Source organism: Pseudoalteromonas sp. B160, assembly GCF_037162485.1.
In the GTDB taxonomy this organism is placed as follows: Bacteria; Pseudomonadota; Gammaproteobacteria; order Enterobacterales; family Alteromonadaceae; genus Pseudoalteromonas; species Pseudoalteromonas rhizosphaerae.
Genome location: NZ_JARLUX010000001.1, coordinates 676460 through 689370, shown reverse-complemented (window position 1 = coordinate 689370; position 12911 = coordinate 676460). Strand labels below are relative to the sequence as shown.

Sequence of the window (12911 nt, the reverse complement as noted above, 5' to 3'; positions counted from 1 at the left end):
CTAGCCTAGCCACTATGATTTTTGACATAATAGCCAGCTTACTCTGGCAAACCAAGAATACTATGGCAAATACTGAACAAACTCTTTTCGCAAAACGCTTTCGTGGCTTTTTCCTGGTGGTTATTGATGTTGAAACTGCAGGCTTTAATAAAGTAACCGATGCACTGTTAGAAATTGCGGTGTCAGTATTAAAAATGGATGATGAAGGCCTACTCAGTATTGATCATACTGTGCATTTTCATGTTGAGCCATTTGAAGGCGCAAACATTGAACAAGCCGCTATTGATTTTAATGGTATTGATCCTTTCTCGCCATTACGTGGCGCAGTATCTGAAGAGGAAGCGATCAAAGAAATTTGTAAAGTGGTACGTAAAGCTCAAAAAGCTGCGGGTTGTCAACGTTCAGTCATAGTGGCTCATAATGCGGCGTTCGACCATGGTTTTTTAAATGCAGCAATAGAACGTAATAATATTAAGCGTACGCCATTTCATCCGTTTGTTAGTTTTGACACAACCTCATTAGCGGGTTTGGCACTTGGTCAAACGGTACTTGCTAAAGCATGTCGTGCAGCTGGCATTGAATTTGACAACAAACAGGCTCATTCAGCATTATATGACACCGAACGTACGGCAGAGCTATATTGTTTGATAGTTAATCGTTGGCAACAGCTGGGTGGCTGGCCTTTAGTTGCAGAAGTGCCGGAAGATGCAGAGCAAGCTGGTGACAACGAAGACTCAGCCGTTAAAACGACTGAGTAATTTTACCTTCGCTCATTTTAACTAAGTGGGGCGGATAAATACGCGAAAAGTGTTTTGAATCTTTTGCGATTTTTAGCTCCACACCGGATGCATTAACTCATTAATTTTTAAACGGCTAGTAGCTAAAAGCTGTGCTATTTTTTGTTTTACTAGGTGTTTTTTACGTTTGGTGTTGGCAATACGAATATTAATTTGTTGCTCGCTAGCACTAATTTTGTCTAAAAATAATTGTCGTTTTGCTGGTGCTGGAATTTTAACTGCTTTTTTACGTGCTTGCTTTAATGCTGCGGATTTAGTGGCTAACAGTTTTTCAAAATCGGCAATTTGCAATTGTTTTTGTCTCAAGTCATGCCAATACTGCGCGATGAAAACTCGGGTTTTTGTGCCCGATGGGGCACCTAGCTCTCCGGTTTCAATTCGCATGGCATCTAAAATATTGCCGCCAATAATTTTACCGCGCGGATTATTTGCTTTACCAACGCGGATCAACCGCCGAGCACTCAAGTCACAATGTAATGCTTGTCGTTCAATAAAGAGATCTTGTTCGCTATGAATGTGGCAATACTGGGCATAGCCAATTGAAATAGTCCGAGCGGCTTTAATTTTGCAAGTAAACGCTTCGTCATTTTCACGCTTACGACCAATTGCACCGAGCATAATTGTGACCGCACTGGCACTTTCGATCTGGCCTGATTCAACAAATCCCAATACCGTGATATCACCACTGGCACGCACGTGCATACCATCTTTTATATCGCCACTGATAATTACGCTGCCGTCAAAATCAACATGACCAGTGCCAATATCAACATTATCAAAACACAACACGTCATCAACGCGCATGCCACGAGGGAGGGCGACAGGCACACCTTTACAATCTGCAATCAGTACATTGGGATTAGTTGGATCGAGTTTAGTGCCTTCAAATGGTTGTAATGGTAGATCTTTACCTGGTATGGCGGGCAGCACATCACCAAATACCGTATAACCATCTTCCCCAGGAGTTGCAGCAACACGCTGCATTAGAGGAGTGCCCGGTTTTACAGTGATGATCGCGCCTAAATTGCGCATATCGACCTTACCACCTTCTTTTGCTTGTGGACTCAATACACGATCTTGTGCTGTAGCGCACAAACGTACAAATTTAGCGTCGCTGCCTTCTTTTGGTCTACGACCATGAGCAACAATCGCTCTATAGGAAACACCTGCAGGCTTGTCAAATTGCTGACCTAAAAAATTGTCCAGTGCACGAGTGCTAATGCCATGTAATACGCCAGCATCAACGAGTGCTTCGCGTGCCTTGTCAATCGACATTAAGGCCCCACCTTTAGCAGTGGTTAATGTGGTTTCAGCGACCATATTTTTTTCATCAACCTGAATGAATATCGACGCATCGAGTGCACGAGCAACAATTAAAGAATCATCCTGATAGTTTTTGCTCGGTGAGAATAACTTACCAATATTTGCACTGACTATATCGAAATCAGCGAACGGGGACTGTTCGATTAACTCAATAAGTTGCGCGCTAGTCACTGGGAAACCACTATTTTTAGGGTGCTCAAGCAGTGACACAAAACCCGTTACAGGGTTATGTATAAACAACGACATTTATCGATTTCCTATGTAATATGCCTGTTTTTATTATTTTTATTTAGATGCTTTAATTTACATGCTGCTCGACTAAACCGTTTTTGGGTATTTTCAAACTAACACGCTGCTGAGCATAACCCCTAAGCAATGTTAAGTAAATGTTATTTTATTGTTTGGTGCAATGAAGAGGATTAACATATATTTGCATATTTAATCAGCAACGCCATAGCAATATAAAATAAAGCATAAAAGGGCCTTGAGTATCAGCGCGTTACTCGGTTATACTGGCTGCACGCTCTGAATGAGTTTACTAATTCAGGGGCTGATTAGGATTCGACGGAATTCAAGAAGCCCAAGGTGCATGTCGAGGTGCGGTTTGCCTCGTTAAAAAGCCGCAATTTAAAGTAATCGCAAACGACGATAACTACTCTCTAGCAGCTTAGGCTGGCTAGCGCTCCTTCCATGTATTCTTGTGGACTGGATTTTGGAGTGTCACCCTAACACCTGATCGCGACGGAAACCCTGGCCGGGTTGAAGCGCTAAAACTAAGCGGCCTCGCCTTTACTTACCGTGTTTGTCCGGGACTTAAAGGTTAATTAAATGACAATACTAAACATGTAGTACCGACGGTCGAGGCTTTTCGGACGGGGGTTCAAATCCCCCCAGCTCCACCAATATCGGTTTTTAAATTCGTTGATTTAAAAACCCTAAAAAACCCACCAATTTGAGCAATCAGGTTGGTGGGTTTTTTTATGTTTAAGGCGAAGTGTTTTATTGTTTTAATAGCTCATCGCTTATTTTATTGAAATAAGCGCTTCATTTTACTGGTGCTTTAGGTACTCGCATCTTATTTTTACTCATGCTAACGTCGTTATTCTGTTTTACCTGCCAAGTGGTCTTAGATGGAATTTTTAGCTGGCGATTTATTAACGCCGCTCAGCGTAGCTGGGCTTATTATTTTGTCGGCTGTTACGTCGATGATTTCTGCGGCTTTTGGCGCGGGTGGTGGCTTGATGCTGTTGGTGGTAATGGCGTCGTTATTGCCTATGAGTATTGTAATTCCGGTGCATGGATTGGTGCAGCTGGGTTCAAATGCCAACAGGTTTATGCTGACCTTTAAACACCTTGATAAAAGTATGTTTGTGTTTTTTTCGCTTGGTGGGATTATTGGTGCGTTTGCTGCGTCGGCTATTGTGACACGTATTCCACTTGAGTTGATGAAAATTGTTGTGGCAGGATTTGTACTTTATTTATTGTGGGGCGTGACGCCGAAGTTACGTGAAACTTCTGCTTTATGGCGCAGTGCTGCTGGTGCTGTGACAACCTTTTTATCGATGTTTGTTGGGGCGAGTGGCCCGTTAGTGGGCAGTTGTTTGTATGTTAATAATTACGAGAAGTTAAAATATACTGCTACTTTCTCCGCTTGTATGAGTGTGCAGCATACCTTTAAAGCTATTTTGTATGGCTTTGTGGGCTTTTCGTTTTGGCAGTGGTTGCCTTTAGTTGCGGCAATGATCATCAGTGGTGGGCTTGGCACTTGGCTTGGTTTGCAGTTATTACAGCGTATTTCTGCCGATAAGTTTAAACGTATTTTTCGGGCTATTTTAACCTTACTTGCGCTGCAATTGGCATGGCAGGGCTTGCAAGCGTTCTAGCTAATAATTTGTTAAAGCGCTATAAACCTAGGTGTCATAGCGCTTTATAAATTCTAAGGAGTACAGGGACAAGGGCAGGCTTTTCTATTACACATCATTACAATGAGTGTTGCACTGATATTCTAAATCACACTGACTTTGGTAACGATGAATAGGCAATCACAGCGGCATCCCTGTGTGCTAGATCGGGGTGCTGTAACTTTTTACTGTATTCATCACAAAAGATGATTGCATCTCCTTTTGTTATCAATAAAGGGTCGTGAGTGAAGTTTAATAACAGCGATTGCCAGCGCTGTATTATTTCTTTTGGTGGGCTTGGCAGAACTTTTAATATTGCTTTTGATTGGGTAAATTGGCTGTTTATTGCGATGTTTAGCATGTCGTCGTTTGCAGCTCCTAGCCAGCTAGTACCGTTATCGCCAACACATAAAAGTGGCATATAAGGCGCAAGAGCTGGGCATACATCATTTCTATACACCTCAACTTTCCAATAGTTACGGGCTATTTTTACAAACTGAGTAAAATCTTTAATTGGGGTAAAGTTTGATGTCGCTAAAGGCAAAATCTCTACTCTGGGTTTATTGGCATTCACGGTGTCGTTAGAAACATCAATATACCAAGGGCCAATAATAAATGCGTTTTGAAAATACTCATCCCGCAGTGAACCCCATGCTTTTTGTAAAGGATTGCCCTGTGCAATAAGACCTTTTAATAAGCTAAGCCCTGGTTTGTTTGTGTGCGGCAGTTGTGCTTGTAGTAATGTAAATACCTCGTCTCTTATTTCTCTACAGCGGCCAATTGGATAAGGTTTTTCAGCAAAGTACGGCATAGTAGGTGCAAGTGTTAAATCGGCTATTAATCTTAGTTGAGCTAAGTCAGCACATAGTAAAGTAAGCTGCTCTGAGGAAAAGTTATTATCAAGCACGTATATTCCTTATCGTATTTATTGTAATTTTTTTAGTTGAGCTTGTGTGTAGGCGTCATCTCTAAGCCACCTTAACATGTTTGGATAACCGTTGGGGTGATCAGGTTGTTCGCACATAAACCATGAATACAACAGCGGATAGCCAAAGCCAGTATTATTGCTAAAAGCGGTTATTAAGCTAGCTGAACTGCCTTTATAACCGTGTTGATGAAATAAAACATCGGGTGCAATATTTAAGTAACAGGCTGCGGCCCATGACCATGCAATCGCGGTCATTTCTTCTGCGGCTTGGTGATCATGGTTTTTCATATCGCCGGTTAAACAGGTTCTGTTTGTCTCTGAGGTTACTGCAATATGCCCTGCTTCATGAAGGATGTCACCAGGGTAGAGGCATTTTTCTAAATCAAGTAGTAAAGTTCCCTGGGCTACTTTAATTCCCAGCAAAAAAGTCTTTTCGTTTAACGTTTGATACCTGTGCTTTATTCCAATATGAGTAACAAAGGCGAGAATTTTTTCAATCTCAGTGTTCATACCACTCCCTGTATTTAGCAATTACAATTGTTGCTTACAGTAATATAGCACTCTATTCTAACTAAGTTTAGTTAGCGTTAATAAATCATTTAAGGTGTTTTGCTTGTCTAAAATCAGGCAAGAAAAAGGAGTTATTATGCAAAATGAATTGATAGCAAAAGTGCCATCTCTGCACACAACAGCGCAGAGCATACTACCTTGTTATAAAGAAACTGGGCGCTTAGGTCTATTTCAATTAAAACGAATGTGGCACAAAGCGCAATTACAAAAACAAGGCTGTGCGGATAAAAAAATAATAGAAGGCGAATGGTCGCTTGATGTCATGATCATGGATACTTTAGGCTTAGGGCTCACACCGACGATAGAATTCATTTTTTCATCGGATAGTTTTTTAACGTTCGAAAACTGGGTAGAACAGCGTTATGGCATAGCTATTTCAAATACAGTTAAAAGTAAGTTAAATGAAAAGGTAGCAGCATTTTTTCAGCAAAAAGACCCAAAACAACAAAAAATATTACTAAATCAGCCTCGTCATTATGTTTTAACGTCACAGCAGTGGCAAAGCTGGGATGATAATGGTTACGTTATTATTCCTGAGTTGGTGGAAAAAACGCTATGTGAAAACGTTTGTAATATGATTTATGAACGTTTGAATATGGATAAACACAATCCTGCTTCATGGTACCGAAATCATGATCTTAAACAAGGAGTTATGGTACAAATTTTTAATGATATAACAATGCAAGCTATTCGGAAGCAGCCTCAGGTGCGGGATGTTTTTGAGCAACTGTGGGGTAAAAGTAATTTAACTGTAAGTACTGATAGGGTTGGTTTTAACCCGCCAGAGACATTGAGTTGGCAGTTTCCGGGCCAAATCTGCACTGGGATATTAATTTTAATAAACCGCTCACCTTTGCAACGCAAGGGTTACTGTACCTTACTGACGTTACCGCTGATCAAGGTGCGTTTAGTTGTGTTCCTGGTTTTCATAAAAAAATAGACGGCTGGCTTGCTAGCTTACCTAAAAACACCAATCCACATCATTTTAATTGCCAACAATGGCACAGTACGCCTTTGCCTGCAAAAGCGGGCAGTTTAATTGTTTGGCAACATACACTGCCGCATGGTAGTTGTCCAAATAGGACGAATAGTCCTCGAATTGTGCAATATATAAATATGAGCTCATTATAAAGCTAAGCAAATCAAGCCTGCAGTTATTTATAAGAATAAAAATGATGCCATGTAATAACGTGTAATGTTTTTTATAACACTCCTGTGCCATGCTCAAGATAATTTAAATTAAGCTGCATTTACTAAGCCTTTTATTTTTTTATGGTTTTTTATGATGTTTGATATAAGTCAAATAAATTAAAGCTATATAAAATAAATGAAAATTAAAGTTGTACCCTATAGCTTTTAAACTAAGCTCTTAACTGAATGTAGCATTAATTCCCTAATAGAATTTAGCACGATAATTGGATATCAAAGGAATATTTCAGTATGGAAGCACAAAGTTCACAGCTTACAAAGCGTTTACGGCGCGCAAAACCAATAATTTGTTATTTAAAGTCTTTACTTAAAATGCAATTAGAGTCATGTGCTAAAGCCGTTATAGTGAGTGAAAGTAGCTCAACATACCGCAACAATATACATACAGAAATCGATTTCACCCCCATCCTGTATACACTTTGTTTTAAGATTAAATACTTGCTCATTCATTCTCTTCGTTTGAGAACAAATAATGAATGATGACATACTTATTCCTGAAGTTGTTAATGCTGGTGAGAATATAGTCTCTCCAGTCATTTCGTTTGCCAAGCTTGAAATTTTTTATAATGTAAAAAGATGTCTGCCGATTTGCTTGTAGCAAAAAAATTAGAATGGGTTAGACATGTTAATACCCAGTGTTATCAGGGCGATTGGGATGTATTGCCTTTAAGAGTGCCTGTTGAACATGCTGATAAGCATGTGATTCTGCAATCTTTCGCAATTGAGTCTAGCTCAAGTTTTATTGATGGCGATCACCTTCAATATTTACCTTCTATTAGTGAGTTATTGTCACAATTTAAATGTAATATTTTATCTGCACGGCTTATGCGCCTTTCCCCCAACTCTTTGATTAAACCCCACCGAGACCTTGGATTGAGTATTGAGCTATCAGCCCAGGCACGTATTCATATTTCTTTAGAGACATCTGAACATGTTGAATTTTTAGTGGATGATTTAAAAGTTCCAATAAGTCAGAGCAGCTGTTGGTATATAAATGCCGATGCGGAACATTCTGTAATAAATACTGGTGATACACCAAGAATCAACCTTGTCATAGACTGTAATGTTAATGAGTGGTTGTTGGATTTAATTATGAACTCTAAAGAAAAAACATATTGTAGTAAAAAAAGTAAGCTAAGGAGCTAAAGAGGTAATGAAACTTAATATTCCTAAGGGCTTAAATATAAGACCGTCAAATGCAAACGATAAGCCTTTTTTAGAAAAGCTGCATAGTTTAATGCGACAAGACTTACAGTTAATTGATGGCGAAAAAGATTTTGTAGAGTCAATTGTGGAAATGCAGTTTAAAGCTCAAACCCAAGAGTATGGAGATAAGTTCCCCAATGCAATGTACTTTATTATTGAAAAACATCATGAAGCAATCGGTAAGGCAACCATTGATTTTGGCCCAAATGAAATTCGTATCGTCGATATTGGCTTTTTACCAAGTGCGAGAGGGCATGGTTTTGGCTCAGCGATAATCCAATCGTTTCAAAGTGCTGCATTACAATCTGGTGCACCTTTAACACTGACCGTTGAGCAATATAATTTTGCTGCTAAGCAGTTGTATGCGCGTTTAGGGTTTCAAGTTGAATCAATTAGCCCGCCATATGAATTTATGGCGTGGTACCCACACCCAGTGAAATTAATGAGTGGTGTGTGACTAAGCGAAGTTAAACACAGGAGTTGAATATGGAAAAGTTTACGTTTGAAAATGTTGAAAGAGCACAAGGGTCAATTGTTAAGGTTGCTGGTCAAGATGGTGAAGTAGAGTTAAAGGTATCATCAGTTGATAGAACAAAACTGAATGGGGAACAATGGGATGCATTTCGTGTTTTGCTTAAAGGCTCTGCAAATGAACCTTTAGAACAAGGCACATATAGACTCACACACGATGCATTTAATGATGCAGAGCTGTTTCTATCACCAAATAGCGAAACTGAGTATGAGATATACATCACGACACAAAAATAGTACTTCGTGTTTAATAGACTAAATTATTCGTTTAATAAAAGTGAGTAGGGAGATTTATATGGCTGATCCGTTTATATCTGAAATACGACCATTTGCGTTTGATTTTGCCCCAAAAAATTGGGCATTCTGTAATGGTGGAGTGATCGCAATTACACAGAATGGGGCACTGTATGCTCTATTAGGGACTCAGTTTGGTGGTAACGGAACAAGTGATTTTAAGTTACCGGACTTACGGGGGCGCACGCCTATCGGTAGTGGGTTTTTGAGCACTGAAAACCGTCCCTTTTATGCTGGAGATAGTTCAGGGGAGGAAACGGTTAGGTTAACGTTAGATGAAATGCCAGCGCATACGCATGCAGTAAAAGCTACGGCTAGCATAGCCGCTAATAGCCCCGCGTTTACAGATCGTATATTTTCTGAATCAAAGGATAATAAGGGTACCTCAGCTGAACCTTTCGTATACGGTTCATCGTTAGATTTGACAGAACTTGCTCAGGATGTTGTTAGTAGTAGCGGGAGTGGGTCGCCACATACTAATCTTCAACCTTTACTCGTACTTAATTTTTGTATTGCACTGGAAGGTACCTTTCCAGCTAGAAATTAAAAAAGGAAACTAGCATGTCTGAGTCATTTGTCGGTGAAATAAAAATGATTGCTACTACATTCTCACCTAGGCAGTGGGCATTTTGTAGCGGGTCTACTTTTTCAATAAGTCAAAACCAAGTGTTATTTGCATTGATTGGCGCACAATATGGCGGTGATGGGCGCTCGTCATTTATGCTGCCTGATTTAAGAGGGCGTGTACCCGTACATTTTGGGCAAGGCCCAGGATTACAACCTTACCCTATAGCGCGTCAGGCTGGCGTAGAAAAAGTGACGCTTCTACCACAGCAGATGCCAGCACACACCCATAGCTTGCAGGCAAATAATAATCGTGCAACTACATCTACAGCCATTGGTAATGTTTTGGCGAGAAGCCCTGCAACTGAGTCAACTTATATATCAGGCGCTGTCACGGGAGAAAGTCAGCAACTAAATGACGCTGCAGTTGAAACTGTGGGTGCTAATGAGCCGCATACTAATATGATGCCTTATTTGGCTATACATTTTATTATTTGCCTCAACGGCCTCTTCCCATCAAGAAATTAAAGGAGAAATATTATGGCTGAACCATTTATGGCTGAAATTAGAATATTTGGTCTTACGTATAGTCCTAGAGCTTGGGCTAAATGCGCAGGGCAAATACTCAGTATTTCACAATCTACAGCGCTATTTAGTTTGCTGGGAACTAATTTCGGTGGTGATGGACGAACAACATTTGGAGTCCCTGATTTACAAGGCAGAGCACCAATGCATGCGGGATCAGGGATAGGACTAACGACTCGGCCATTTTCTACCTTTGGTGGTGTTAGCCAAGTAGCGTTGGCCCCCATACAGCTACCTAAGCATGACCATGTTATTTCAGGTGTATTTCAAGCTGGTAATACTGACCAACCAAGTGATAATCAACTTGCAATAGACGTTGCCTCCTCAGGTGGTGCACTGCGATATACTGCGCCACTGGATAGTAATACAAGTGCTATGAGTAGCAGCAGTTTAGCATCGTCAGGTAAGAGTCAGCGGCATGAAAATATGCAACCTAGCTTAGCGTTAAACTTTTGCATTGCACTAGATGGAATTTATCCACCAAGAAATTAATGTGTGAGAATACAGATTTTAGTTTGAAATCTGTATTCTACATATGATGAAAAACCATTATGTTTGTGCAGGAAGTAAGTTATATGTTGTTTGAAAGAGCTCTGTTGGTTGTTATTTACTTATGTTGAAATACCTTAATTGGCATATTGTTTTCAGCTGTTTAATTATAGTTGTGTGCTTATTTGCAAGAGATGTATCTGCTCAGGCGAGTTTAGACAAGCTGCAATTTAAAAGCTCTAAAGGTAGTGTTGTATTTGCCAAGCATGACAGTAATTTTTTGATTGATGATGCAGGGAATATGTACGCTTTTAACAAAAAAATAATAATACTCTCTTTGCTATCAGTCGATGAGATCTCACAGCTACATGATGAAATAAAACAAGTTCAAGTAATCGCTAATATAGGAAGTGAATTGGTTTACTGGGTAACACCTAGACCCGAATATTTTTTTGATGTTTATTTAGCGTTAAGCAAACATCAAGATGTGCTAGAGATCGAACCAGATATTGCACCTGTCACAAAGTTAGTTACGTCAGGAACAAGCAGGCAGACTAGCAGCGTGCTTGTGTCACAAAATGCTCCTTTATGCGATAAACCAGAGAATACTGTGCGGGTTGCAATTATTGATGACGGCTTTGATTTTACTCACCCAGAGTTTGATGATTTAACAGTATTGTTTGAATATGATCCTGATGAAAAAACACTGGCAACCAGTGCTAAAAACCCAACTGATTACCATGGTACACGTGTTGTTGGAGTTATTGCTGCAAAGCAAGATAATATAGGGGTTGAGGGTTTCGCACCGACTAGTGAAATAATAGCTATCAGGCAAGTTTCAACATGGTCATCTTCTATAATATTGGCATTTCAGGTCGCTAAGTTGATGAAAGCGGATGTTATCAACTGTAGTTGGGTTTTACCGTTATTATCGGGTATTACGTCACTGGTAATTGAGAATGTTGCATCTGCATCAAATGCACCTATTATCGTTGTTTCAGCAGGAAATTCGGGTAAGAAAGCTTGTGAAGTCAATCATCTATCGGCATTAAGTTCAGTGGTTGTTATAGGGGCAATAAATAAAAATGGGAATGTTGCTGAGTTTTCTAATTATGGGCAATGTGTTGATTATTACGCCCCTTCTTCAATTGCATCAACGTCACTTAATGGGTATGTAAATTTTGGTGGCACCTCATCATCAGCCGCTATTGTTTCAGGCGTTGTGGCACAGCTAAAAGCATGCGGAGTTGAATACCCGTTAACAAAATTAACGATGGTTGAAAATATTTTGCCTGCACATGTAGTTAATAAAAATAATATAAAGAGTGTAACTTTGATTAGATCAAAAGGTAGTGAAATTAATGAGCACTGAAATGGAACCGTTAGATTTTAGTAGCACCTACAGTGACAACTTCCCAAAAATATTGGCTCAGTTGGGCGTATCGTTGATTGCGACAAGTTATCAATCACAACGTGTTATTTTAGTGCGTTCCAATAATGGCAAGCTAGAAACAAAATTAAAGGCATTTCCAAGACCAATGGGACTTTATGCCGACGAAAATAGGGTCACGCTTGGAACACTAAATCAAGTAATCGACTTTCAAAAAACACCAAGTGGTTATGCTGATGTTATTAATGGGAACCTTGATCGTTATGAAGAGTTGCCAAAAAAATTACAAGATAATGAACTCAGAGATAGCCCCAAATTTCGTGAAGAGTGGGATGAACAAGTCAAAAGTGTAAAGGCAGCCGACAGTTTGTTTATAGAAAGAGCGACTTTATCAACAGGTATGATCAACATCCATGATATTTGTTGGGGTAATGATGGTTTGTGGGTAGTTAACTCGATGTTCTCTTGTTTAAGTAAGTTAAGTCCTGACCATAGTTTTGTCGCTGCTTGGGTGCCGTCGTTTATTTCAGAACTGAAGCCGGAAAATAGATGCCATTTAAATGGCATGGCGTTGTTAGATGGAATACCTCGTTATGTTACAGCTTTTAGTGAATCAGATACAGCACAAGGTTGGCGTGAAGAGCTAGGGAATAAAGGGGTGCTTATTGATGTCGTTGAGAATAAGGTCATCAAATCAGGTATTTCAATGCCACATTCTCCAAGATGCCATGCAGGCAAGGTTTATTATTGTGCATCTGGAGATGGCGATATTCATGTATACGATCCAAAGTCAGGTACTAATAGAATTTTATGTGAGTTGCAAGGTTTTACAAGGGGAATGACGTTCTTTGGTGACTTGATGCTTGTCGGTACGAGTACATTACGTAAATCAGAAGAGCATATTCGCTTTAAAGCAAACCCAAGATTATTGAATGGGCAAAGTGAATGCGCAATATGGTTAGTGAATGTAAGTACCGGTGAGGTGATTGGTAATTTAACTTTTTCGGGTGATGTAAAACAGATTTACGATATTGCTGTTGTACCGAACAGCAGGAAACCAGAGCTATTTCAAAGCTCAGACGCGTTGTCTAGCCATATTTTTGAATTTTGTCGAGGATGAGTAT

General features: G+C 39.8%; 14 protein-coding genes, 1 other RNA gene and 1 pseudogene. 13 read left to right on the top strand and 3 right to left on the bottom strand.

Going from position 1 to position 12911, the window contains the following annotated elements; translation table 11 throughout:
* Window positions 1-62: 62 nt before the first annotated feature.
* On the top strand, window positions 63-758 hold the full coding sequence (rnt, locus tag P4S61_RS03195; protein WP_337117754.1) for a ribonuclease T: 696 nt from the start codon (window positions 63-65) through the stop codon (window positions 756-758).
* On the opposite strand, the pseudogene P4S61_RS03190 reads toward rnt, so the two are convergent.
* Window positions 742-2366 (bottom strand): annotated as a pseudogene (locus P4S61_RS03190) (DUF342 domain-containing protein). The gene rnt and the pseudogene P4S61_RS03190 overlap by 17 nt on opposite strands.
* 300 nt (window positions 2367-2666) lie before the next feature.
* On the opposite strand from P4S61_RS03190, the gene ssrA reads away from it, so the two are divergent.
* Window positions 2667-3022: a transfer-messenger RNA gene (gene ssrA / locus P4S61_RS03185) on the top strand.
* 228 nt (window positions 3023-3250) lie between these two features.
* Window positions 3251-4003, top strand: coding sequence for a sulfite exporter TauE/SafE family protein (locus tag P4S61_RS03180; protein ID WP_337117753.1), 753 nt, complete (start codon window positions 3251-3253; stop codon window positions 4001-4003).
* Window positions 4004-4130: 127 nt separating this feature from the next.
* On the opposite strand, the gene P4S61_RS03175 is transcribed toward P4S61_RS03180, so the two are convergent.
* Window positions 4131-4928, bottom strand: coding sequence for a hypothetical protein (locus tag P4S61_RS03175; protein ID WP_145242932.1), 798 nt, complete (start codon window positions 4926-4928; stop codon window positions 4131-4133).
* 18 nt (window positions 4929-4946) lie between these two features.
* A complete protein-coding gene (locus P4S61_RS03170) occupies window positions 4947-5459 on the bottom strand; it encodes a hypothetical protein (protein ID WP_337117752.1) in 513 nt (170 codons plus the stop codon).
* 136 nt (window positions 5460-5595) lie between these two features.
* On the opposite strand from P4S61_RS03170, the gene P4S61_RS03165 reads away from it, so the two are divergent.
* From P4S61_RS03165 to P4S61_RS03120, 10 genes are all read left to right on the top strand, one after another.
* Window positions 5596-6459: a hypothetical protein gene (locus tag P4S61_RS03165; protein WP_337118932.1), complete on the top strand. Its 864-nt coding sequence runs from the start codon at window positions 5596-5598 to the stop codon at window positions 6457-6459.
* Window positions 6348-6650, top strand: a complete 303-nt coding sequence (locus P4S61_RS03160; RefSeq protein ID WP_337118876.1) for a phytanoyl-CoA dioxygenase family protein — start codon at window positions 6348-6350, stop codon at window positions 6648-6650. The genes P4S61_RS03165 and P4S61_RS03160 overlap by 112 nt, the downstream gene beginning before the upstream one ends.
* 654 nt (window positions 6651-7304) lie before the next feature.
* Window positions 7305-7874 (top strand): aspartyl/asparaginyl beta-hydroxylase domain-containing protein, encoded by a 570-nt coding sequence (locus P4S61_RS03155; RefSeq protein ID WP_337117751.1) that lies wholly within the window; start codon window positions 7305-7307, stop codon window positions 7872-7874.
* A gap of 7 nt (window positions 7875-7881) precedes the next feature.
* Window positions 7882-8391 carry a GNAT family N-acetyltransferase gene (locus tag P4S61_RS03150; RefSeq protein WP_182758902.1) on the top strand — a complete coding sequence of 170 codons (510 nt, stop codon included), beginning with the start codon at window positions 7882-7884 and terminating at the stop codon, window positions 8389-8391.
* 29 nt (window positions 8392-8420) lie between these two features.
* Window positions 8421-8702, top strand: a complete 282-nt coding sequence (locus P4S61_RS03145; RefSeq protein WP_054205190.1) for a DUF6916 family protein — start codon at window positions 8421-8423, stop codon at window positions 8700-8702.
* 58 nt (window positions 8703-8760) lie between these two features.
* Window positions 8761-9306, top strand: coding sequence for a phage tail protein (locus P4S61_RS03140; RefSeq protein WP_145242941.1), 546 nt, complete (start codon window positions 8761-8763; stop codon window positions 9304-9306).
* 14 nt (window positions 9307-9320) lie between these two features.
* Window positions 9321-9851, top strand: a complete 531-nt coding sequence (locus P4S61_RS03135) for a phage tail protein (RefSeq protein ID WP_054205192.1) — start codon at window positions 9321-9323, stop codon at window positions 9849-9851.
* Window positions 9852-9863: 12 nt separating this feature from the next.
* Window positions 9864-10400 (top strand): phage tail protein, encoded by a 537-nt coding sequence (locus tag P4S61_RS03130; RefSeq protein ID WP_054205193.1) that lies wholly within the window; start codon window positions 9864-9866, stop codon window positions 10398-10400.
* Between the two features lie 121 nt (window positions 10401-10521).
* On the top strand, window positions 10522-11769 hold the full coding sequence (locus P4S61_RS03125) for a S8 family peptidase (RefSeq protein WP_182758901.1): 1248 nt from the start codon (window positions 10522-10524) through the stop codon (window positions 11767-11769).
* Complete coding sequence (locus P4S61_RS03120) at window positions 11759-12907, top strand: TIGR03032 family protein (RefSeq protein WP_337117750.1); 1149 nt, start codon at window positions 11759-11761, stop codon at window positions 12905-12907. The genes P4S61_RS03125 and P4S61_RS03120 overlap by 11 nt, the downstream gene beginning before the upstream one ends.
* The last annotated feature ends 4 nt before the right edge of the window (window positions 12908-12911 follow it).

Coding starts and splice junctions, on each gene's coding strand:
- rnt (WP_337117754.1), top strand. CDS start 63: ATGGCAAATACTGAACAAACTCTTTTCGCAAAACGCTTTCGTGGCTTT.
- P4S61_RS03180 (WP_337117753.1), top strand. CDS start 3,251: ATGGAATTTTTAGCTGGCGATTTATTAACGCCGCTCAGCGTAGCTGGG.
- P4S61_RS03170 (WP_337117752.1), bottom strand. CDS start 5,459: ATGAACACTGAGATTGAAAAAATTCTCGCCTTTGTTACTCATATTGGA.
- P4S61_RS03165 (WP_337118932.1), top strand. CDS start 5,596: ATGCAAAATGAATTGATAGCAAAAGTGCCATCTCTGCACACAACAGCG.
- P4S61_RS03155 (WP_337117751.1), top strand. CDS start 7,305: ATGTCTGCCGATTTGCTTGTAGCAAAAAAATTAGAATGGGTTAGACAT.
- P4S61_RS03150 (WP_182758902.1), top strand. CDS start 7,882: ATGAAACTTAATATTCCTAAGGGCTTAAATATAAGACCGTCAAATGCA.
- P4S61_RS03145 (WP_054205190.1), top strand. CDS start 8,421: ATGGAAAAGTTTACGTTTGAAAATGTTGAAAGAGCACAAGGGTCAATT.
- P4S61_RS03140 (WP_145242941.1), top strand. CDS start 8,761: ATGGCTGATCCGTTTATATCTGAAATACGACCATTTGCGTTTGATTTT.
- P4S61_RS03135 (WP_054205192.1), top strand. CDS start 9,321: ATGTCTGAGTCATTTGTCGGTGAAATAAAAATGATTGCTACTACATTC.
- P4S61_RS03130 (WP_054205193.1), top strand. CDS start 9,864: ATGGCTGAACCATTTATGGCTGAAATTAGAATATTTGGTCTTACGTAT.
- P4S61_RS03125 (WP_182758901.1), top strand. CDS start 10,522: ATGTTGAAATACCTTAATTGGCATATTGTTTTCAGCTGTTTAATTATA.
- P4S61_RS03120 (WP_337117750.1), top strand. CDS start 11,759: ATGAGCACTGAAATGGAACCGTTAGATTTTAGTAGCACCTACAGTGAC.